Annotated in this window: 21 protein-coding genes and 1 pseudogene; 11 read left to right on the top strand and 11 right to left on the bottom strand. The window is 60.0% G+C overall.

What is annotated here, in order from left to right; all coding sequences use genetic code 11:
• Positions 1-138: 138 nt before the first annotated feature.
• Positions 139-360, bottom strand: a complete 222-nt coding sequence (locus C7I84_RS29775; protein WP_133170134.1) for a hypothetical protein — start codon at positions 358-360, stop codon at positions 139-141.
• Positions 361-1148: 788 nt separating this feature from the next.
• Here C7I84_RS29775 and C7I84_RS21595 point away from each other — a divergent pair.
• Positions 1149-2420, top strand: a complete 1272-nt coding sequence (locus tag C7I84_RS21595) for a calcium-binding protein (RefSeq protein ID WP_106774287.1) — start codon at positions 1149-1151, stop codon at positions 2418-2420.
• An 877-nt stretch (positions 2421-3297) separates the two neighbouring features.
• Positions 3298-3666 (top strand): thermonuclease family protein, encoded by a 369-nt coding sequence (locus C7I84_RS31070; protein ID WP_425351377.1) that lies wholly within the window; start codon positions 3298-3300, stop codon positions 3664-3666.
• Between the two features lie 411 nt (positions 3667-4077).
• Here the strand turns inward: C7I84_RS31070 and C7I84_RS29765 are convergent, their stop codons facing one another.
• Positions 4078-4365, bottom strand: a complete 288-nt coding sequence (locus C7I84_RS29765) for a hypothetical protein (RefSeq protein ID WP_133170132.1) — start codon at positions 4363-4365, stop codon at positions 4078-4080.
• A gap of 519 nt (positions 4366-4884) precedes the next feature.
• Between C7I84_RS29765 and C7I84_RS21590 the strand changes: the two genes are divergently transcribed.
• The gene (locus tag C7I84_RS21590; protein ID WP_106774286.1) at positions 4885-6573 is read left to right on the top strand and encodes a calcium-binding protein; all 1689 of its coding nucleotides are present in this window, start codon (positions 4885-4887) and stop codon (positions 6571-6573) included.
• A gap of 97 nt (positions 6574-6670) precedes the next feature.
• On the opposite strand, the gene C7I84_RS21585 is transcribed toward C7I84_RS21590, so the two are convergent.
• Positions 6671-6925: a hypothetical protein gene (locus C7I84_RS21585; RefSeq protein WP_106774285.1), complete on the bottom strand. Its 255-nt coding sequence runs from the start codon at positions 6923-6925 to the stop codon at positions 6671-6673.
• Between the two features lie 86 nt (positions 6926-7011).
• Between C7I84_RS21585 and C7I84_RS21580 the strand changes: the two genes are divergently transcribed.
• Positions 7012-7365: a transposase gene (locus tag C7I84_RS21580; protein ID WP_106774284.1), complete on the top strand. Its 354-nt coding sequence runs from the start codon at positions 7012-7014 to the stop codon at positions 7363-7365.
• A gap of 329 nt (positions 7366-7694) precedes the next feature.
• Here C7I84_RS21580 and C7I84_RS21575 read toward each other — a convergent pair.
• Positions 7695-8206 (bottom strand): annotated as a pseudogene (locus C7I84_RS21575) (Hsp20/alpha crystallin family protein).
• A 102-nt stretch (positions 8207-8308) separates the two neighbouring features.
• A complete protein-coding gene (locus C7I84_RS21570) occupies positions 8309-8788 on the bottom strand; it encodes an Hsp20 family protein (RefSeq protein WP_106774283.1) in 480 nt (159 codons plus the stop codon).
• A gap of 230 nt (positions 8789-9018) precedes the next feature.
• Between C7I84_RS21570 and C7I84_RS21565 the strand changes: the two genes are divergently transcribed.
• Positions 9019-9237, top strand: coding sequence for a hypothetical protein (locus C7I84_RS21565; RefSeq protein ID WP_106774317.1), 219 nt, complete (start codon positions 9019-9021; stop codon positions 9235-9237).
• Positions 9238-9435: 198 nt separating this feature from the next.
• Here the strand turns inward: C7I84_RS21565 and C7I84_RS21560 are convergent, their stop codons facing one another.
• Positions 9436-9714, bottom strand: a complete 279-nt coding sequence (locus C7I84_RS21560; protein ID WP_106774282.1) for an usg protein — start codon at positions 9712-9714, stop codon at positions 9436-9438.
• 26 nt (positions 9715-9740) lie between these two features.
• Positions 9741-10088, bottom strand: a complete 348-nt coding sequence (locus C7I84_RS21555; RefSeq protein ID WP_106774281.1) for a hypothetical protein — start codon at positions 10086-10088, stop codon at positions 9741-9743.
• 337 nt (positions 10089-10425) lie between these two features.
• On the opposite strand from C7I84_RS21555, the gene groES reads away from it, so the two are divergent.
• From groES to C7I84_RS21540, 3 genes are all read left to right on the top strand, one after another.
• Positions 10426-10740 (top strand): co-chaperone GroES, encoded by a 315-nt coding sequence (gene groES / locus C7I84_RS21550; protein ID WP_106774316.1) that lies wholly within the window; start codon positions 10426-10428, stop codon positions 10738-10740.
• A 57-nt stretch (positions 10741-10797) separates the two neighbouring features.
• Positions 10798-12426 (top strand): chaperonin GroEL, encoded by a 1629-nt coding sequence (groL, locus tag C7I84_RS21545; protein WP_106774280.1) that lies wholly within the window; start codon positions 10798-10800, stop codon positions 12424-12426.
• 67 nt (positions 12427-12493) lie between these two features.
• Complete coding sequence (locus C7I84_RS21540) at positions 12494-12721, top strand: hypothetical protein (RefSeq protein ID WP_106774315.1); 228 nt, start codon at positions 12494-12496, stop codon at positions 12719-12721.
• On the opposite strand, the gene C7I84_RS30135 is transcribed toward C7I84_RS21540, so the two are convergent.
• From C7I84_RS30135 to C7I84_RS21520, 4 genes are all read right to left on the bottom strand, one after another.
• Complete coding sequence (locus C7I84_RS30135; protein WP_165816167.1) at positions 12684-12920, bottom strand: hypothetical protein; 237 nt, start codon at positions 12918-12920, stop codon at positions 12684-12686. The two genes, C7I84_RS21540 and C7I84_RS30135, sit on opposite strands and share 38 nt — an antisense overlap.
• A gap of 305 nt (positions 12921-13225) precedes the next feature.
• Positions 13226-13513, bottom strand: a complete 288-nt coding sequence (locus tag C7I84_RS21530; protein ID WP_106774279.1) for a hypothetical protein — start codon at positions 13511-13513, stop codon at positions 13226-13228.
• Positions 13514-13945: 432 nt separating this feature from the next.
• Positions 13946-15013 carry a sensor histidine kinase gene (locus C7I84_RS21525; protein ID WP_106774278.1) on the bottom strand — a complete coding sequence of 356 codons (1068 nt, stop codon included), beginning with the start codon at positions 15011-15013 and terminating at the stop codon, positions 13946-13948.
• Positions 15010-16449: a DUF7125 family protein gene (locus tag C7I84_RS21520; RefSeq protein WP_106774277.1), complete on the bottom strand. Its 1440-nt coding sequence runs from the start codon at positions 16447-16449 to the stop codon at positions 15010-15012. The genes C7I84_RS21525 and C7I84_RS21520 overlap by 4 nt, the downstream gene beginning before the upstream one ends.
• A 321-nt stretch (positions 16450-16770) precedes the next feature.
• Between C7I84_RS21520 and C7I84_RS21515 the strand changes: the two genes are divergently transcribed.
• The 3 genes from C7I84_RS21515 to C7I84_RS21500 all read left to right on the top strand — a co-directional run bounded on the left by C7I84_RS21515 (position 16771) and on the right by C7I84_RS21500 (position 20564).
• The gene (locus C7I84_RS21515) at positions 16771-18690 is read left to right on the top strand and encodes a hybrid sensor histidine kinase/response regulator (RefSeq protein ID WP_165816166.1); all 1920 of its coding nucleotides are present in this window, start codon (positions 16771-16773) and stop codon (positions 18688-18690) included.
• 341 nt (positions 18691-19031) lie between these two features.
• Entirely contained in the window at positions 19032-19817 is a 786-nt protein-coding gene (locus C7I84_RS21510) for a YoaK family protein (protein WP_207771051.1), read from the top strand.
• A gap of 462 nt (positions 19818-20279) precedes the next feature.
• Entirely contained in the window at positions 20280-20564 is a 285-nt protein-coding gene (locus tag C7I84_RS21500) for a DUF982 domain-containing protein (protein ID WP_106774274.1), read from the top strand.
• The last annotated feature ends 51 nt before the right edge of the window (positions 20565-20615 follow it).

The following is a 20615-nucleotide window of genomic DNA, read 5'->3' as shown; positions in this document are numbered from 1 at the left end:
GTTCTGCTTTCCACTGTGGGCGGCGGGCTCGCCTTTTATGAGGTTGTCAGTGGCGACCGTTTGCTGGTGTGGTGAGTGCAGCGGCAACCCAGCTACGTCGCCCGCGCTGCCTTCGTTGCAGCGCGAAGGACGCTCGGATCAGCTATCTTGCAGAGGCAAAGAACGGGCAAGCTTGATGATTTCGTCTGCCGGCAGGCGGTATTGTGCCGAGACAACTGCGTTTATGAGCACGCCAAGATTGCGGCTCGCCTCAGCACCAGTTGCGTTGATATGCCCGACCATCTCTTGCGGCGCCTCCGAATGAATAGCAGTTCCGTCAAGATTTTGCTTCCCTGCTACCGCCCAGTTGAAGATTTGCACCTAAATATGAATCAGGTGAAAACGTTCACTGCCGATTTTTAATGTGGCGCCAAGAATGTAGAAGTAACACCGCGTTAACAATGTTTCCGCATACTCTTAGGGCACGGAAGAGTTCTGCGTTCCACGTAAGCAGCAATGCCGAGGCCCATCGTTCCCCCCGCTGCCCCTTGCGATGGGCCTCACGCTCCTGTTGGGAAGTACATAGGCTAGGCAGGCTTATCCTGCCTTCTCGTCCCGCCACAGTTGGACGAGCTGAGAATTCGGCTCACATGTCGCCGGGCGATTTGCTCTCCGGAGCCTGGAAGTAGCTTCCATGCCCGCTGCCGCGTAACGCCCATGGCGGACGAGTGTCGCCGGTGATCGTGGTGACAGCTGCGACAAGCGCTCCGGAAAGGTTGCGCAGCGCTCGGGAATGCGGGGTCCCGGCTACCAGTCGCGGGTTGGTTATCGACTCGTGCAGTCTCGCGGCGTCATAGACGATCCGATTCACCTGATCCGGTCTGAGTTCCTTCTGTTTCGGATGCCGTCCCATTGCGTCTTCCAATTTGAGAAACGCCCCACTAGGAAGATAATCCTGGATTCGCTGCCGCCGAGCAAGGAGATTGCCGTTGACGGGAACGGCGGGATCGCTGTGGATATCGCCGGCCGTTGATTGTCACGGGCCCCTGCTGCCCATCACCTGGCGTCGCAGCAGCTCTCATCCCGACGATTTCCGAGCCTAACAAGACTGTTCAGGGAAATATGCTATCGTGGGCTTGAAACCCAGGCGGCAAACACGGAGGGCGATCATGGCATGGCATTTTCCCCAGAGCGGTACGGCTGTCGTCACACCGACCCACGGCGACGGTGTATTCGTAGCACAGCAGGTGTTTCTCCACGGCGGCATCCTCGCGTTTAACACCTATGGCCACGAAATCATCGTAGCAGGGACTGTCGCCAACGAGAGTAATCCGATCGAAATCGGCTTCTACACGGGAGGCGCGAACAGCGTCACGGTGGAAGCCACTGGTCAGGTTCGCTCGTTCGGGTCCACCGCCATACTTTTATATGGCGCCGGGCAGCAGGTCATCAATCATGGCCTGATCACCGGAAACCATGGGGTCCGTTTCTATGACGAATTGGGCTCGGCCGCGAATAGTTCCACACTCGTCAATAGCGGAATAATCGATGCGGAAGGCTACGGTATCTGGCATCGTCTTTCCGCCGTGACGCTGACCGTCCACAATTCCGGCACGATCCGGGGCGTCGACGCCTCCTTCTTCTCAGACGGAACCCCCAAGGACGAAATCACCAACGCCGGTAAAATGGTCGGTGACATCGTCCTTGGCGGCGGCGACGATCTTTACGATGGCCGCCTGGGCACCGTCGACGGCGACGTATTCGGCCAGGCTGGCATAGATCGCCTCTATTCGGGGACCGGCAACAATCGCCTGTTCGGCGGCGACGGTAACGATACGCTGATGGGTGGCGCCGGGGTCGACTATCTCTCCGGCGGGACGGGCATAGACCGCGCCGCCTATACCTCCGCCAAGGCAGGTGTCACCGTCAGCCTAGCTAACGCTGCCCTCAACACTGGCGACGCCAAGGGCGACACCTTCAACTCCATCGAGAATCTGACCGGCTCGGATTTTTCCGACAATCTGTTCGGCACCAACGCGCGAAACGTCATTTCCGGCGGCGCCGGCAACGACACCATAAAGGGTTACAGGGGCAACGATACGCTGGCTGGCGGGACCGGCAAGGACATTTTCGTCTTCAACTCGGCACTGAATGCTTCGACCAATGTCGACATCATCACCGATTTCAGGGTCGTCGACGACACCATCCAGCTAGACAACGCCTATTTCACCGGGCTGACCACGTTAGGGACCTTGGCGGCTGGTGCCTTCCGGGCCAACACCACCGGGCTGGCGCAAGATACGTCCGACCGCATCATCTACGAGACGGATACGGGCGAGCTCTATTACGATGCTACCGGCAGTGCGGCGGGCGGTGGCGTGCTGTTTGCAAAGCTTGATCCCGGGCTTGCGCCGACTAATGTTGATTTCGTGGTTATCTGAAAAAACCGGAGATCGCGGGAGAGACCAGAGGCCCGCTGGTGCTGATCGAAGTTTCTCTCTAGTTTGCGAAGTATCGGACGCAAGTCGCACAAGGCGCGTCCGGCTGAGGGTCCTGCATTGCTCCCGCCTTAGAAGCGGGAGCACGATCTTGCCAGAGAACAACTCATCTCCGCCCCCCGCGCAACTGCGGTCAGCCAAAGCGCTGGCTAGCGATACGGGTATATCGGAACGGCAAGCGCTCGAACTCGTGGAACTGCTGGGCGTCAACAATCCTTCTCTGGTTTTCATGCTCGCGATTTGAAGCGCGGTGGCGAGATTATGTAAATCAAGCCTGCCCCGCAAACGTGATAGCGTTCGCCCCCGCCCTGCTATCTTTTTGCTGCGGCTCGTCTGAGCCTTGCCCGGGGCGCTCGCCCCGTGATCTAAATTTCTTACCGATCGACTTGCATTGCCGTGCAAGGGTCACCTCGATCGATTCCGCCGCGTGATCCTCACCGAAGGGAGTGTTGATCTCGCAGACAAGTCCCTTCAGGCATATCGTCGATCTGGACATCGCCGCTTAGTTGCGCGGACAACAGTCCTTCGATTAGTCGAGACCTGAAGCACGAGTGTCTGGCTCGCCGTTCGATTTAGGAAATAAGAACTCTTCTAAGGAAAGAGCCGGAATAGGGAAGAGTTGACATTGCAGACCGCCGAGAATTCTGAGACCATATCTTTGTCCACCTCAGGACGGCGGTCGGCGCGGCCTCCCGCGGCCCTTTGTGCCGGCCGCCTCTGATGCTCTCGCCTTGGAGGCTGGACTGAAAGCGCTACTTGCTGCGATGTTGTTGGGAGTGCTTGCCGGGCCGGCGGCCTCAGAGGAACTAGTCGGTCGCGCATCAATCATCGACGGCGATACGATCGAAATCCAAGGCCGGCAAAAACCTGCTTCGACCGCTCGGGCGCCGAGTATCCATGTGGGCAGGCTGCGGCCGAGGCGCTGAGCGGCTTTGTCGCGGAGTCACAGCCGACGCGGTGCCGGCAAGTGGATGTTGACCATACCGGCCTCATTGTAGCCGATTGTTTCCGCGCAGATCGAAGGAGCGTGTCGGCCTGGATGGTACACCAGGGCCAGGCGCTCGACTGGCCGCAACACAGCCATTACCGCTATGCCGGCGACGAGGCTATGGCGCGCACTGCCGGTCGGGGCCTCTGGCAGGGTGCCTTCCTGGAGCCACGGGAAGCAAGACGAGCGCTGGGTGAATAGGTCGCGTGATCGCCGGTTCCAAAATCGCAGAAACCCAGTGAAGGCCCCCCACACGTTGCCGCGCATGGCAAACGCGAGCGGCCGCCGTAGGCCCACTTAAAGTGCGCTTGACCGAGCAGCAGAGACGGTCTCCCAGGACCGGCAATAAGGGAGCGGACGCCGCATTCCGTACATTGACGGAAGCCCAGCTGCGCGGGTAGCCGGGCGCGGGACTGATAGTGGGAAGCCTGCAGTTTCAGATCACGCCATCATTGAGTGGTCGCGGGCTGCGCCGGCTGTTCAGTGGTTGCTGGTGGCGTGGCGGTTTCCGTAGGTTATTCTCAGAGGACGCTGCCGTTCCTGGTCGTCCTGATGAGGGTTAATGCCAGCGACGATGGCGGTGATCGGAACTCTGCCCGACTGCCAAACCGATCATAAAACCCACGGCAGTAAAGAGAAGCGCGGTTGTAGAGAAGGTGACGGGATTCTCCTGAACTGCCCCTGAAACCTCTTGGGCGCGCGACTTGAGCGTTGAGGCGGCACGACCGGCCCGATCTGTAGCGTTTTCGACCCAGCCCCACGATTGCTCGGCCGCTTCTTCAGGCGGGCAGCGAGCGTTCGCTTCATCGAGGTGATCTCGCGTCGCAATTGAGCGACCTGCTTTTCAAGGGCTTCCTGTGACGCAGTCTGTGTCATCCGTTGGGGATCGTCGGCGGCCATTGATGCCTCCATTGGTGAGATCACTGGAACGGCAACGGATTGGAGATGGTTCCCGTCCTATTGCGGCCACGCGGTCGACAACGCGATCTGTGGCAGGTGATCTACCACGAGGAAACCGACGAGCACGAGCCGCTGGATGATCCGTCGTGTCGTATGTGGGGATCGTCGTCGACATTCCGCCTCCGTTCGCCACCCGTACAATAGTGCAATACCGCTCTCGCTTTGCGCTGCTATCCTTTCTCTGAAGTTTACCTGAGACGCGGAATCAGCTCGCTCATCTTCCCTCGGCACTCCGCCGCTCAATGCTTCCCCAGGTTCCACTTTCTTCAATTTAAGGCGCGCCCATGCGCGCCCCAAGCTAATACAATTGCTAATTGAGAATATATTAGTTAAATTTTTATTAAAACGCGGTAGTTGATACTTATGTTTTGTAAATTTCACAACAATAACCTGCACTTGGCGGGGAGCTCGCCCTTGAAATATTTTCACCATACTCCCCGCGTTCAAGTGGAGGTTTAGATGGCTAAGTTCGAAGGCACGGAAGGGAATGATGTCGAGCCAGGACTGCTCGGGATCGTTACCGGTCTGGGAGATGATGAAATCTATGGCTATGGCGGCAACGATACGCTGATCGGCTATGCCGGCGACGACATCATTGAAGGCGGGGCCGGCCAAGACAACATCATCGGCGGTGTGTTGAACGTCGTTCTCAACGTCGGCGAGATCAGCTTGTCTGGTAACGACACTGCGATCTACGACACCTCCAACGCCGGCGTGACTGTCAACCTGAGCACCACGTCGACGATCGACGTCGAGGTGTTGGGTGTCCAGATCGCGCTCACCAATGCGACGGTTGGCAAGGGAGGCCATGCCGAGGGAGACATCCTTACTGGCATTACCAACCTGCGGGGGTCCAACTTCAGCGACGCCCTCACGGGCAATGCCGACGCCAATATCCTCACCGGATTGAGTGGCGATGACGATCTGGTTGGTGCTGCTGGCGATGATACGCTTAACGGCGGCAACGGTGCTGACACGCTGAACGGCGGCCTCGGCAACGACACTATGACCGGTGGTGCGGGCAATGACACCTACATCGTCAACAGCCTGTTGGACGAGGTGATCGAACTAGCCGGTGGAGGCACTGCCGACCGCGTCGCATCCAGCATCGACTGGGTTCTTGGCTCTGACGATCAGATCGAGATACTCACGACCACCAACTCGCAAGGCACGGCGAGCATCAACCTGCGCGGCAATGCCTTTGCTCAGACGATCACCGGCAATGACGGCAACAACGTCTTGCATGACGGCGGTACGGGACCAGGAGGCAGCGACAGCCAACCCGATACTTTGGTCGGACGCCTCGGCAACGACACCTACATCGTCTACAATTCCGATGCCGTAGTTGTCGAGCGTGCTGGCGAAGGCACCGATCGTGTTGCTGCCGGCGTCGATTACAAGCTCGCCACCGGCGTGCACGTGGAAGCCCTGAGCACGACCTCCCAGACCGCCATTTACGAGATCAATCTGACCGGCAACAGGTTCGCTCAGACGATCACCGGCAATGACGGCAACAACGTCCTGAACGACGGCGGCGCCGGCGCGGCCGACGTGCTGCGTGGACGCGATGGGGACGACACCTACTTCGTCTACAACTCCAATGACACGATCATCGAAGTTGCCGGTGAAGGAAACGACACGGTTGGCACCAATGTCGACTTCGCGTTGTCGGCCAGTGCATCGGTCGAGGTGATGCGGACTACCAGCTCGCAGGGCGTTTCCGGGATCGATCTGACCGGCAACAACTTCGCCCAGGAGATCTTCGGCAATGCCGGGGCCAACCGTCTCGACGGCAAGGGCGGCTCGGATACGCTGACCGGCGGTGCCGGCCCCGACACCTACGTGTTTTCGAGCGCGCTGGGTGCCGGCAATGTCGACACCATCAACGGCTTCAGCGTGGTCTCGGACACGATCGAGCTGGAGAACGCGATCTTCACCGTTCTCACGACCGGCACCCTGGCGGCGGGCGCTTTCCGGGCAAACGCCACCGGGCTGGCACAGGACTCGTCAGATCGCATCATCTACGACACCGACAGCGGCGCGCTGTTCTACGACGCCGACGGCAGCGGCAGCGGCTCGTCTGCGATCCAGTTCGCCACGTTGACTCCGGGCCTGTCACTCACCAATGCGGATTTCTCCGTGGCGTAGTAAAACGACAGTGCCCCGTCGGCTGGACCGACGGGGCACTGCACGTCCCAGACGGAAAACCGCGAGGGCGAAGCTCGGCTGGCTGGGGTCTCACCTGTCAGCTTGCGGCTTTAGTCGCCGGACCACCAGCTCCAAGAGAATATCGGCAATCCACATGGCGCACAGGCCCGCCGCCGATGAGAAAGGCAGCCGCATGTGCGCTGGCCACGTCGTCCGGCGGCAGCGGCAGCCCAATCGACTTGATGTAATGCAACGTCGGGACGGTCAGATAGCCGGCCGCAAGCGCGCCGCAGATCGGCGAGGCGACTATCTCGCGAAACTTGAACACGCTGCAAACGAAGCAGATCGACATCGAGAACGAGATCCGCGGGACGCTTCGTGTCTTCGGCATCAAGCTGGCCGGCCGCGTAACCTCGGGACCGTTCGAAGGCAGGGTTCTTGATAGAGGATTTTCCTCGCCTGGCGGCGATGGTGAAGCCGATGCTGGCCGCCCGGGCAGCTCTTCGGCATGAATGCGCAGTGCTTCACAAGATGATGCTGGACATCGTGCGGAAGGATGAGACGTGCCGGCGCCTGATGACCATACTTGGCGTAGCAGCCATCACTGCCGTCACCTACCTCACGACCATTGACGATCCTGTTCGCTTCGAACGATCTCGGGACGTCGGCGCACATCTTGGACTGAGGCCGAAGAAATACGGAGAGGTCGACCGAAACAGCGGCATCTCGAAATGCGGCGACGTGGCAATGCGGACGGTGCTCTACCAAGCCAGTCTGGTCTGGCGTTGCTGACACGGTCCGAAGAAGCAATCTGGTCTTCGGGATATCGCTGGGAGAACAAAGCCGTCGAGACTGCCTGAATGTGACCTGAACTGATTTCCAGAATCTGCCGGAGGCAGAGCGATGTCCCGCAAGGACCTGGTCTAGATGACTGACCGCATCGTGCGGGAATGTGGAGCGCCCGATGGGCAACGCGAAAGAACCGACCGGACAATTGTCGTTGTCAGGCCGGAGATTGTTCCCCGGGGGAACCGAATTGTTGTGTAGCGTCTCCATAATTCGTGTCTCCCTCGCAAGAGAAGGAGATGCTGGAGGCGGCCAGACCGCCTCCAGCGCCGTAGTCAGTGCGCGCCGTTGATGGCGATGCGTTTCGCCTTCGTCTGCGCTTTCTCGGTCTTCGGCAGGGTGACAGTCAGCACGCCATTCCTGAAATCGGCGCTGACCTTGTCGTCCTCGACCTCGTAGCCGAGCGGTATGCGGCGCTCAAAGCGACCGTAGAAGCGCTCCGAGAACTGACGGTCCTTGTCCTCGGTCTCGGACCTCTTCTCTCCTTTCAGCGTCAGCACGCCATCTTCGAGCAGGACCTCGACGTCCTTTTCCTCGAGGCCGGGGCGGTGACACGGATATCCTTTTCACCATCGGAGACCTCCACGCTCGGCCAGCCACCGCCGCCGAAGGAGGAGAGCCTGCCGAGCGCCGGCAGACGGCTGTCGAAGCCGCGGAAGACATCGTCGAACAGCCGGTTCACTTCGCGGTGCAGCGAGAGGAACGGGTCACGATCGTCATCACGGAAGACCCTCGGAAGTTGGTTGCCGTTGTTGCGGCCCCAAGGAATCAGATCACGTACGCTCATCGTAATTTCTCCTTTCATGTCTTCATGGTCGTTTTCAGGAAGACTCCACCGCGAGCCGGACGCAAACGCCCGGCTCGAGGCAAGTCGTCATCGTGCACGACTTCAGGCAGCCTGCTTTTCCGCCTCGATCTTGCGCTGCGCGACCTTCGGCATGGCCGTGGCGTTGCCGATCTCGATCCGGCGCGGCTTCATCTCTTCGGGAATTTCGCGCTTGAGATCGATCGTCAGAAGGCCGTTCTCCAGCCCAGCGCCAGTGACCTTCACGTGGTCGGCCAACTGGAAGCGGCGCTGGAAGGTGCGCCCCGCAATACCGCGATGCAGGTATTCGCCGGTGTCCTCGCCAGACTTCTGGCCCGACACGACGAGCATGTTCTGCTCCTGCGTGATCGACAGCTCGTCCTGGCTGAAGCCGGCTACCGCCATGGTGATGCGGTAGTCGTCGTCGCCAGTCTTGGCGATGTCATAGGGCGGCCAGTTGTCGACGGTTGTTGTCGCCCGGCTCGCGTTCTCGAGCAGGTCGAACACCCGATCGAAGCCGATGCTCGACCGGTAGAGGGGAGAAAAGTCGAATGCGGTTCTCATAGCCATATCCTCCATTGAGCAACATGGATACGAGGAGCGCCAAGAAGCTGGCGCTCCCTGACCATGCCGGGTCCTATTCAGCGACCGGCTCCTTTGAGCTAGGAATCTTGTTTCGAAGCGTCAAGACCCATCCATCAGGAGTCGAAAATTGTCGCCGGAACGTCGATCAGACATCCGGTGTTAGACGTCACATGCTCAGAATGGGCTCGCAGATACTGGGAGGCCGGACGATGGCGATTACACGTGACGAGATCGTATCGATCCTCGGGCCGGTCGACGCCCAACTCATCGCAGAGCTGATGGGGACCGGAGCATCGGCCGAGGAAATCAGAGAGGCCTGGGGTTGGCTGCATAACGACGAGGCTCTGATGGGTGCGGGGCGCCCGCTGCCGGGGACACGTGTCGGCAGGTTGATCGAGATGCTGGAACCGGACGAGGACGAGGCTTAGCGCGCCGTCGGGGCACCGGGCGTCTTGAGCTCAGGCCAGCCTGTCGCGATAGGCTCGACGGATGGTTTCACGAAGGCGTCACGGCAGAGTTTCGTCAAGGCCGCCGATCGCATAGGGCTGTTGCCGGGCGGGCGGCGGTCCAGCGCCGGTTTGGCACCGGACGGAATCCGGCGAGGCACGCGTAGCGACCGCCGGCACTCAGTGAATTGCGATAATGCCGTCCACCACCTTCCACTCCGACGGTTGGATCAAGCGATGGTGGGCTACCCGCACCGAATGCAGCGCGCCCTCCAGCGTTTCCTTCCAGTAGTCGAGAAAGCCGCGCAGTTCGGGAAAATCTGGCGCGAGGTCATACTCCTGCCAGACATAGAGCTGCAGCAGGCTCGGATGATCGGGCATGTGGTAGTGAATCTCGGCGGTCGTCAGGCCATAGCCCTCCATTTGCATCCGGAATTCCCGGCTCACGCTCGCTGCCATTCTCCACCTTTCCTCTTGCTCGCTGCCTATGCATCCAGCCGCTGCTGCTCGGAACCACGTTCGCCTTTGGCTCCGTTCGAACGCCTGGAATCGATGCCGTCGAGCTGACGTAGCGCGTCCATGACTGCGTCGAAGGGGATTGGCTGCCGGGCCCCCGGCGGCTGCCTCAACGCCGGCATGGATTCGACCGCGCAGGCGTCGGACGCCCATGATGAAAGGATTGCGCGCTTTTCGCCAATATCCAGCGCACGGTCGCGAAGAACGTGGTCTGGATGCTTGTAGTGGCGAGCCGGCGACAGCAGCCGGTCAAGCGCGAGGTCAGATGTTTCGAGGGCGAGGGAAGGAATGATCGGCGAAAGCTTCTGTCGGTCCATCGTTGTCCTCCGTCTCCGATAACTCCTTGTGTCGATCCCGGTTTCGTCCTCCCGGCACGGCCGAGGCTTGCGGTAATTTTGTCCGGCTTGGCGGCAAATTCAAGGGGCAAGATTCTTCGCGAAGGCCGGAATAGCTTCATGTTTTCATGGCACTAGCACTCTATAGGTGCGAGTGCCAAAAAAATTGCGCGCCAGCTCTTGAAACTCGAAAAACGCACAACTAGGTCGATTTGCGCGCGATGCCTGATGAAGGGTCGCCGCGGCCCGCATCGGCCCGATATTGCCGGTCCGGTGTGGAGGAATCTTAAAAAGCTGTTTGTCCTTGAAGGAGAACGACATGGCGTTCCGTCCATTGCATGACCGTATCTTGGTCCGCCGCATCGAAGCCGACGAAAAGACGGCCGGCGGCATCATCATCCCCGACACCGCGAAGGAGAAGCCGCAGGAGGGTGAGGTCATCGCCGTCGGTCGCGGCGCGCGTGACGAGAGCGGCAAGCTGGTCGAACTCGACGTGAAGGTCGGCGACCGCATTCTGTTCGGCAAATGGTCCGGCACCGAGATCAAGCTGAACGGCGAGGACCTGCTCATCATGAAGGAAAGCGATGTGATGGGCGTGATCGACCAGAGCGTCGCGTTCAAGAAGGCCGCGTGAAAACGGGCCACGAAGAACCAGTCAACGAAAGCTGCCTAGATTTGAAGGAGTGATCCAATGGCTGCCAAGGAAGTCAAATTCCACACCGAGGCCCGCGAGAAGATGCTGCGTGGCGTGGATATTCTTGCCAATGCGGTGAAGGTGACGCTCGGCCCCAAGGGCCGCAACGTCGTCATCGACAAGTCGTTCGGCGCGCCTCGCATCACCAAGGACGGTGTCACCGTCGCCAAGGAAATCGAGCTTGAGGACAAGTTCGAGAATATGGGCGCCCAGATGGTGCGCGAAGTCGCCTCCAAAACCAATGATCTTGCCGGCGACGGCACCACGACCGCGACCGTTCTCGCGCAGGCGATCGTCAAGGAAGGTGCCAAGGCCGTCGCCTCCGGCATGAACCCGATGGACCTGAAGCGCGGTATCGACAAGGCTGTGGACGCCGTCGTCGCCGAACTCAAGGCCAACGCCCGCAAGGTGACGCAGAACAACGAGATCGCACAGGTCGGGACCATCTCGGCCAATGGCGACGGCGAGATCGGCCGCTTTCTGGCGGAAGCAATGGAGAAGGTCGGCAACGAGGGCGTCATCACCGTCGAGGAAGCCAAGACCGCCGAGACCGAACTGGAGGTGGTCGAAGGCATGCAGTTCGATCGTGGCTACCTGTCGCCGTACTTCATCACCAATCAGGACAAGATGCGGGTCGAGCTTGAAGAGCCCTACGTGCTGATCCACGAGAAGAAGCTCGGAAATCTGCAGGCGATGCTTCCGGTGCTCGAAGCCGTGGTGCAGTCGGGCAAGCCGCTGCTCATCATCGCCGAGGACGTCGAGGGCGAGGCGCTGGCCACGCTCGTCGTCAACAAGCTGCGGGGTGGGCTCAAAGTTGCAGCGGTCAAGGCCCCCGGCTTCGGCGATCGCCGCAAGGCCATGTTGGAGGACATCGCAATCCTGACCGGCGGTACAGCGATCAGCGAGGATCTTGGCATCAAGCTGGAGAATGTCACGCTGCAGATGCTCGGCAGGGCGAAGAAGGTCGTCATCGAGAAAGAGAACACCACCATCGTCGACGGCGCCGGCTCGAAGGCCGAGATCGAAGGCCGTGTGAAGCAGATCAAGGCGCAGATCGAGGAGACCACCTCGGACTATGACCGTGAGAAGCTGCAGGAGCGCCTGGCGAAGCTTGCTGGCGGTGTCGCGGTGATCCGCGTCGGCGGCTCGACCGAGGTGGAGGTCAAGGAGCGTAAGGACCGAGTCGACGACGCGCTGCATGCCACGCGCGCGGCTGTCGAGGAAGGCATCCTGCCCGGCGGCGGTGTGGCGCTGCTGCGCGCGTCGAAAGCACTGGATAACCTAGAGGTCGATAACCCCGACCAGAGGACCGGCGTCGAAATCGTGCGCCGCGCCATCGAGACGCCGGCCCGCCAGATCGCCGAGAACGCAGGGGCCGAAGGCTCCATCATCGTCGGCAAGCTGCGCGAGAAGACCGAGTTCGCCTGGGGCTGGAACGCCCAGACCAACGAGTTCGGCGATCTCTACAGCCAAGGCGTCATCGACCCGGCCAAGGTCGTGCGCACTGCGTTGCAGGACGCCGCCTCCGTCGCCGGCCTTCTCGTCACCACCGAGGCGATGGTGGCCGAGAAGCCGAAGAAGGAAGCCGCCCCGGCAGTGCCCGCTGGCGCCGGCATGGACTTCTGAGGCAAGCCGAGATCGCCCGGCGCCTCTTTGAGAGACGCTGGCGTCCATGGAGAGCTTCGAGGCTGACATGAACATCATGTCCGGCATCGGGACAGTCGCGTCGCCGACCCGTCCGCCGAACGACTTCCTGGGGCACGAGACCGAGTGCCGCGACGTACTGAGGCCGTGGCTCGAGGGCGTGCTCGACATGGCCGAGTCCGCTGGTTGGAACCGGCGAACCGCGGCATCGACGCTGATGTTTCTTGCCGCACAGCACGTCAGTTCGGCAGGACCTTCGGCAGACCGCAAAGCGTGAACAGGCCCGAGAGGCGGCCGACCCGATGGCCGCCTCTCGGAAGAAGGGAGAAGAGACGTTTCGGGAGTTCGACGATGACCGTTTGCTCGCCAAAGCGGGTGAACCGATTTTCGCCCCCCTGGTCGCCGCCATCGTTCTTTCCTATCCGGGTTGCGGTGTCGCGCCCGTGACCACGCAGACGGGCTTCGCCGCTGGCCATCGAAGCACGCTCCCACGCCGGCCGTGGTCAACATCGCCGTGACGTCACAAGCGCCGGATGAGACCAATCCACTTTTCGATCCCTATTTCCGCGAAGGCTGACGCTCACCTTGCTAGCGTCAGATAAACAGCAGGCGGGATCTGCTTGGGCAAACACGAATTTTGAGCCCAGTGAGGGGGCACCATACGCGCCAGCTGTGCGATGAACCGTCGGAGGGCCAGCTGTGTTTTGTAGGACAAAACCATCTCGGCAAGGGAGGCTCGCTGCGCGCCTCCCGTTGCATCGCTCCCTGCCAAGCGGTCCAATCAGGCACTGAGCACCAGTGCATCCTTGCAGCGCGAACCGGCAGGCCTTGATCCGCTGAAACGCGAGGCGATATTTGGCCTTCCGGTGTGAAGCTGCACCGAATGAGCGGGCTCACGCACCGAGAAATCCACATTGTTCAGTGCCACACCGACGGTGGCCTTGGCGGACAGGACGCCACCCCCGGCCGCATTGCCATTGCCATCGTAATAGAGTTCCCCAGTGTCAGACTCGTAGATGATGCGGTCGGTTGTGTCCTGCGCGAGCCCGGTCGAAAGCTGCAGCCGCAAGGATGCCCGGGGTCAGCGCCGTGAAGATGGCGTCGGACAAGCGAAAGCGGTCGTCAGCAGCATTGAAGTCGGTGATCCGGTCGACATTCGAGGCGCCCAGCACCGAGGCGAACACGAACGTATCCCTGCCGGCGCCGCCATGCAGCGTATCGCTTCCTCAGGCTGGCGATTCCGTTTGAGGTGACGACAAGGTCTGCTCTTGTGAAAGGCCAGCATGACCGTGATGTCTTGGATCATTCCTCGCACCAGATTGGACTTGGACAACCAGGGCCTACCCGGCGGACATCGATGAACCCGCCCCCGCCAGCGAAATTGAGTGCGCGCTCGCGAGCGGCTGCGCGGCCGCCGAGCTACACCACCTCAGGGAACTCTGGCCTTCGATCGATCCGAGCGTAGCTGGCGGGGGTTGGTTTTCGCCAATCCTGGCTAACATTATGTGGTCGGGGGTGATGGAAGTGATGCCGGAGCGAGACGGGAAAGCAGGCCGCGGATTGAGAATCGCAGACCGTCCGGAGCGAAGATAAGATCGGGAGGCTCTCCAAACAGATCGGTCAGCGCGGCACGAATATACCGTGTTCCATATCCTGCCCGGGAAGGCTCAACGACCGGCGGTCCCCCCGATTCTATCCACCTCAACGTCAGCGTTGGCTCCGAGTCCGAGGCGATCTCCCAGTCCAACCGTATTCTGCCTTCGGGCTTGGATAGGCCACCATACTTGATAGCATTGGTCGCAAGTTCGTGAAGACAGAGGGCAAGGGCAGTGCCGGCGTCGCGCGAAAGCACGACCTCAGGTCCCTCGACGACGACGCCACTTTGGCGGTCTGAGCCGTAGGGCGCGAGAATCGAGTGCGCGACATCCCTCAGAGGCACCGTCTCACCTCCTGCGGCAAAGACTGCGGAATGGACATTCGACAGAGCCCTCAATCGCCCCTTGAAGTCCTCTGCGAGGCCATCCGCCGAGGTTGCGCCGCGCCGTGTCATTTCGAAGATGGATACGACACTTGCGAGGATGTTCTTCACCCGATGATTTAGCTCGCGCCGTAGCTCCGTCTCGCGTTCAAGGTAATCACGCACATCCCGCTGGCGAGCTCTGGTAAGGAGGGCGGACTGGACGCCGCTTATCAGTTCCAATGCCGCCACGGGACGTTGATAAAATATCTGGCGTGAACCTGGCCAGGCTGCACTCAGGGCCGCCTGGATGCCCGACTGGCGTGCGCGTCGGTCCAGCAGGACTATGATAGGAATCTCCGACCAGTTCGGCTGGCCTTGCAAATACTTGGCGATGGTGGCGATAGCCTCCGGATTAAGTGCTTCATGCGTCACGACAAGCACCCCGGGAGCTTCTGTCAGCAGCTTCCCCAAATCTGCGGTGTTGGCCGCTTGAGCCCGGATGCCGCGCTCTTGCAGCAGGGAGGCCGTGTAGGAGGCGTCCTTGCGGTAGGGTGCTAAAATGAGCACCCAATCGAGTGTTCCCAAGCCGTTATGCTCGACGTCGTTCACGTCTCAGGCAAGGGATTGTAGGCAACGACCGAAACACCGGAACTCGCGATGAAGAGTTCCCGGACATCGAGGTCGTGGGGACCATGGCGCTTTTTGACAACCGTGATGTTGCGTCTCAGCTTACCTTCATGTTCGGCCATACGAAGGAGAAGCACCGTGTCGCCCAGAAAGCTGACATCTACGTCGATCCCGACATTCTGTCCGAGCAATCCATGCTGAGCGACAATGAGCATGGTCAGTACGTCCGCACGCGCGAGATGCTTGAGGAGAGACTGGATGTCGAGAACCGCTTTTTCGCGGTGGGGAAGCGAATTCAGATAGCCGGTGAAGCTGTCGATCACCACAACGCGCGTATTGTTGCGACTGACCACCTGCTGCACGATCTGGCCGAACTCGCCCGGAGAAATCTCGTTCGGGCTGAAATCATAGATGATGAGCTGGCCATCCTTATAAAATTGCCGAAGATCCATCCCCAAGCCCTCGGACCGGCGAAAGAACGTCTCCAGCCGCTCCTCAAACAGAAAGAGCGCAACGCTCTCGCCTCGCTGGAGAGCAGCTGTCGCATAAAGTGACGACATCGTTGACTTGCCAGTCCCCGACTGGCCAATCACGAGCGTGATCGTTCCTGATTCCTGACCGCCCCCGAACATCTCGTCGAGGGCCTCGACCCCGGATTTGATCAGTTGCGGCTTGGCAACTTCGGTGGGCGAACCGGGCACAATCCTCGGGAACACGACGATGCCTTCGCCCTCGCGGATCGCCATGTCATGATAACCGTCGGCAAACGGCACGCCCCGCATCTTGCTGACTTCGATGCGCCGACGTATGGCGCCATAGTCCTCGAGCGATTTATCCAACCGGATGACGCCGTGCGCGATCCCCTCGATCTCCTCGCCGTTGTGGTCGCCCCCACTGGTTTGCGTATCGAGCAGAACCGCCACGATTCCCCGCCTGGCGAGGAAAGCCTTGAAGCCGATCAGTTCGCGGCGAAACCTCGGCGTGTCGCCGGTGATCAGTCGGATTTCAAGAAGAGAGTCGTAAACTAGCCGATGTGGTTTGTGTTCATCGATGGCGCGTTCGATCGCCTTGCGCGTTTCGTCCAGTCGAAGATCGGACGTCTGAAAAATGCTCTGATCGGCAGCGCCACTTAGGGTATCGGAAGCTGACAGTTCTTCGACGCGAATTCCTTCGAGCGTCCAACCGTGTGAAGACGCGATCGCCTGAAGTTCGGATGCGGTTTGCGAAAGACTGACATAGATGCAGCGTTCGCCGGCTGCCACCCCAGCGCGCAGAAATTGCAAAGCCGCCGTCGTCTTGCCTGCCCCTGGATCGCCCTGCACGATGTAAAAATTCGACGCTGGCAGTCCGCCGCGAAGAATTTCGTCCAAACCGGCAATGCCGGAACTTACAACGGGCTGTTTCTTTCGCTCTGCCATGTCCGCCTCGTGTCCACCAACTTGGGGATCGTATCCCATGGTCGGGTATTAAATGCGTTCGAAAGATGACAACCGGCAGTCCTGCTGACCGTTTGGCGGAAGCGCTTCACTTCTCCGAGCTAGCTGTAATCGCGACGCTCACGCTAGGCAAGCAAACGGCTCGCACACCTTTGAATGCGGTACGCAACCGTCGGCGGGTCACCTGCGCGAGCACAATATCTATCCCTTTTCGATCGTTTCACCTTGGTCTCGCAACATCGCCCGGAACCAACGCCGCGCGATGGCATTTCGTAGAGTTAGCCAAAGTTGATGGGCGGGGGAATGATTCAAAGAAACGACAGTACGGGCAACGAGGATCGGTATCGTGTTCTCGTCCAGGCCGTCACCGACTACGCAATCTATATGCTGGATCCGTCGGGGACCGTGACCAGTTGGAACGCAGGAGCCGAGCGGTTCAAAGGCTATTCCTCCGGCGAGATCATCGGACAGCATTTCTCACGCTTCTACACGGATGAGGATCGGAAAAACGGTCTTCCCGCCCGCGCTTTGGAAATTTCAGAACGCGAGGGCAAATTTGAGAGCGAAGGCTGGCGGATTCGCCGCGATGGAACTCGTTTCTGGGCTCATGTTGTCATCGATCCGATACGCGACCCCAGCGGTAAATTGACCGGCTACGCCAAAATCACCCGCGATCTTACCGAGCGAAAGAAGGCGGAGGACGAACTTCGCAAAAGCCAGGAGCAGTTTCAACGCCTGGTTCAGGGTGTGACGGATTATGCGATCTACCTGCTCGACCCTGACGGGACGATCACGAGTTGGAATTCGGGCGCAGAACACATCAAGGGCTATTCGGCAGATGAGATAATCGGCCAGCACTTTTCGCAGTTTTATACGCCTGAAGATCGCGAGCGTGGCAGTCCGCAAACTGCGCTGGAAACCGCTGCTCGTGAGGGGCGGGTCGAACGGGAAGGCTGGCGAGTGCGCAAGGACGGCACCCGCTTCTGGTCTCACGTGGTCATCGACGCTATTCGGGGCGAGGACGGCACCCTTCTGGGTTTTGCGAAGATCACCCGCGACATCACCGAACGCAAGAAGGTACAAGAGTCGCTGGATCAGGCACGTGAAGCGCTTTTTCATTCGCAAAAGATGGACGCCATCGGCAAGCTAACGGGCGGCGTCGCGCACGACTTCAACAATCTGTTGATGGCCGTTCTGGGTAGCCTCGAGTTGCTTCGCAAACGGCTGCCCGACGATCCTCAGATGTTGCGCCTTCTCGATAATGCCGTGCTCGGTGCTCAACGGGGCGCGTCGTTGACTCAGCGCATGTTGGCTTTTGCCCGGCGGCAGCAACTCGATCCGAAACCTATCGATCTTGTTGAGCTGATAATGGGAATGCAGGAGTTGTTGGAGCGATCGCTGGGTTCCCGGGCTATTATAGAGACCAAGTTTCCGCTTTCGCTCAACCAGGTCATGGCGGATGAGAGTCAGATTGAACTCGCACTGCTTAATCTGTGCGTCAACGCCAGGGACGCCATGACCGACGGTGGGACGATCTTGATCTCAGCCCGGGAAGAACACATCAACCAAAGTCATAAAGCTGGCTTGGCACCAGGCCACTATGTCTGCCTTTCGATTGCCGACAGCGGCCAGGGAATGGACGAGGAAACGCTTGCCCGCGCGACCGAGCCGTTTTTCACTACCAAAGGCGTTGGCAAGGGCACCGGCCTTGGTCTGTCGATGGTGCATGGCATGATGGAACAGATAGGCGGACGTCTGGTCCTCAAGAGCCGCAAGGGAGAAGGGACGACTGCTGAATTATGGCTGCCGGTGGCGGCAGCCGCATCGGATCTTGCACGCGAGCAGATCATTCTCACGGAGGAGACGATTGACGCGGCACCCCTACGAATTCTGGCGGTGGATGACGATGCCCTGGTGCTCTTGAATACAGCTGCGATGCTTGAGGAACTCGGGCATACCGTCGCGGAGGCGCATTCGGCGGCCGCAGCGCTTGACCTGCTAGAAGAGCAGCCGTTTGATCTCGTCATTACCGACCACGCAATGCCGAAGATGACCGGCCTGCAGCTGTTCGATGCAATCAAGGACAAGTGGCCGAATGTTCCCGTCATTATAGCGACAGGCTATGCTGAACTGCCGGGCGCTCGGGAGATGAAGATTCTCAACAAGCCGTTCACAGAACACGAGCTGGCAAGCGCGATAGCTTCTTTTAGCAGCGCTGTTTAGGCCATAAACCGTATCACCGATCATGCGCAGCATGTGTGTGCCGCGTCGGCGCGGCGCCGCCGGGCTCGAAGGTTGCGACGTCGGCGCCCTCTGTTGGCGAGAATGCCGAGCGTTCCGGTGCGAATCGACACGCAATCCGGCTTGCCGAGGATGCTGCCTTGCTCTAGCGCGAAGAAGGTTCGCGACATCCGCATGGCGGAAACGCCACGTCCGAGAAGGAGCGGATAGCCCTGCCGCGTCAGCTGATCGAGGTGGGGGCCAGGCGGAGCGGCACGAGCTGCCCGATGCCGAGTGCCGCCGCTCTCACGCATGCCCGAGCCGACCGGGCGATGGACGGCGGCTTGCTTGGCATCGAGTTTTCTGTGTGTGATGAAGAGGACTCTCACCGGCTTCGTCTTTACCAGATCGGGACCTTCAGAATGCTTGTACGCGAGGGCGACGAGCGAAACATCGCCATCGACATGGGATTGGCTGCCATCCTCTCGGGAGTGGCGGGCGCGTTGAACTCAGCCGGGTTTCATGCACTCGGCTTCTTCTCGGCCAACATGACCGGAAACGCCTCGTTGCTCTCCGACATGCTGGCAATGGGTCGGTTCAGCTCGGCAATGATGTTCGGGGTGGTCATACTGGCTTTCGTCGGTGGCGCCTTTACCGCAACGAACTGGATTGAAAGCGGAAGGTCTCGGGGCGTCCGCGCCATCTATGCCTACGTGATCGCCGCAGAGGGACTGGCTATCGCGTTGTTGGGCGCAGTCGCTTTCCTGCTGCCCTCCGGTTGGGACGACTACTGCCTTTTTCTGGCTCTGAGTTTCCTGATGGGGTTGCAGAACGCGACCACAACCCGAATTTCCAACGCTCGCGTCCGGACAACCCACGTTTCCGGAATGGCGACCGATATCGGCATCGGCCTTGCTCTGCTGCGGAGACCTGCCGGTCGTGACAATCCCGAACAAAAGGGTGTCGGCGCGAGGCTGCGACTTCACGGCGTCGGCATTGCGTCCTTTGTTGTCGGCGGCCTGGCTGGCGTCCTACTGTACGAGCAGCTCGGCGGTGGTCTGCTAATAGCAGCAGGGATCATGCTTCTTGGCGCATCAGGGTACGAAATACTACGCGCGTCCAAAGCTTAGTTGTAGATCATGTAACTGCGCTGATGCTGACGATTGCCGGAGAGCCCGCCGGCCGTGGGCGAGTGGTTTGCTGGGGACGAGAGATCGATGGATGAGCCGATGCCAGACGGGGTTTTGGTCGAGGAGATCGGAGGGCGATGGGCCGTTAGAGTAATTGAGCAGGGGAAGGTCGTCGAAAAGGTCTTCGAGGAGGAAGAGGCTGCCCGAGACCACGCTTGGCGAGAACGCCTTCGCCTCAATCTCGGCACACGTCCCGACGGACGGCTATCCGGCCCCCGACAAAGCAAGGAATAGGGTCATCGGTCCTCCGGCCTCCGACGGCAGCAGCAGCTCAAAGCAAATCTCTCCGGACCTCTTGAAAACCGAAAACGGAGTCGCAAATTTTCTACGCGCCGCTACCCAGCGGCGTCCGTCACAACCCTCGCCCGGCATAATGCCCGGCCAAGAAGTTAGGAGGTCAAGATGCTTGCGAAGCCGTTTGGAAAGCCAATTCATGTTTTCGTCGGACTTGGCTTCCCACGTCAGATCAACACCGTTGTGGATGCCTACCAGTTCGCGTTGGAGTGGGGCGGCAATAGTCCGGAGCAGCGGGCTGCGGTTCGCGCCTGCAAGGCGGCACTGGCTGGTGAGGTCGAGGCCGATACCGCCCGTGGCGTTTTCATCGAATTCGCGCGTAGGAAGGACATCCTCATCGAGGATGAATTCGTTACTCCTGCCACTTTGGGAACGCGACCGAACCACGTCTGACGTTTTCACTCGGAATTTCCGAGGCTGGCAACGCACATCGGCCAGCGTTTG

The organism is Kumtagia ephedrae, assembly GCF_003012745.1.
Classification (GTDB): domain Bacteria; phylum Pseudomonadota; class Alphaproteobacteria; order Rhizobiales; family Rhizobiaceae; genus Kumtagia; species Kumtagia ephedrae.
This window is presented reverse-complemented; position numbering and strand designations above follow the sequence as displayed.

Coding starts and splice junctions, on each gene's coding strand:
- C7I84_RS21595 (WP_106774287.1), top strand. CDS start 1,149: ATGGCATGGCATTTTCCCCAGAGCGGTACGGCTGTCGTCACACCGACC.
- C7I84_RS29765 (WP_133170132.1), bottom strand. CDS start 4,365: ATGGCCGCCGACGATCCCCAACGGATGACACAGACTGCGTCACAGGAA.
- C7I84_RS21590 (WP_106774286.1), top strand. CDS start 4,885: ATGGCTAAGTTCGAAGGCACGGAAGGGAATGATGTCGAGCCAGGACTG.
- C7I84_RS21585 (WP_106774285.1), bottom strand. CDS start 6,925: ATGTCGATCTGCTTCGTTTGCAGCGTGTTCAAGTTTCGCGAGATAGTC.
- C7I84_RS21570 (WP_106774283.1), bottom strand. CDS start 8,788: ATGAGAACCGCATTCGACTTTTCTCCCCTCTACCGGTCGAGCATCGGC.
- C7I84_RS21565 (WP_106774317.1), top strand. CDS start 9,019: ATGGCGATTACACGTGACGAGATCGTATCGATCCTCGGGCCGGTCGAC.
- C7I84_RS21560 (WP_106774282.1), bottom strand. CDS start 9,714: ATGGCAGCGAGCGTGAGCCGGGAATTCCGGATGCAAATGGAGGGCTAT.
- C7I84_RS21555 (WP_106774281.1), bottom strand. CDS start 10,088: ATGGACCGACAGAAGCTTTCGCCGATCATTCCTTCCCTCGCCCTCGAA.
- groES (WP_106774316.1), top strand. CDS start 10,426: ATGGCGTTCCGTCCATTGCATGACCGTATCTTGGTCCGCCGCATCGAA.
- groL (WP_106774280.1), top strand. CDS start 10,798: ATGGCTGCCAAGGAAGTCAAATTCCACACCGAGGCCCGCGAGAAGATG.
- C7I84_RS21540 (WP_106774315.1), top strand. CDS start 12,494: ATGAACATCATGTCCGGCATCGGGACAGTCGCGTCGCCGACCCGTCCG.
- C7I84_RS30135 (WP_165816167.1), bottom strand. CDS start 12,920: ATGGCCAGCGGCGAAGCCCGTCTGCGTGGTCACGGGCGCGACACCGCA.
- C7I84_RS21520 (WP_106774277.1), bottom strand. CDS start 16,449: ATGGCAGAGCGAAAGAAACAGCCCGTTGTAAGTTCCGGCATTGCCGGT.
- C7I84_RS21515 (WP_165816166.1), top strand. CDS start 16,771: ATGATTCAAAGAAACGACAGTACGGGCAACGAGGATCGGTATCGTGTT.
- C7I84_RS21500 (WP_106774274.1), top strand. CDS start 20,280: ATGCTTGCGAAGCCGTTTGGAAAGCCAATTCATGTTTTCGTCGGACTT.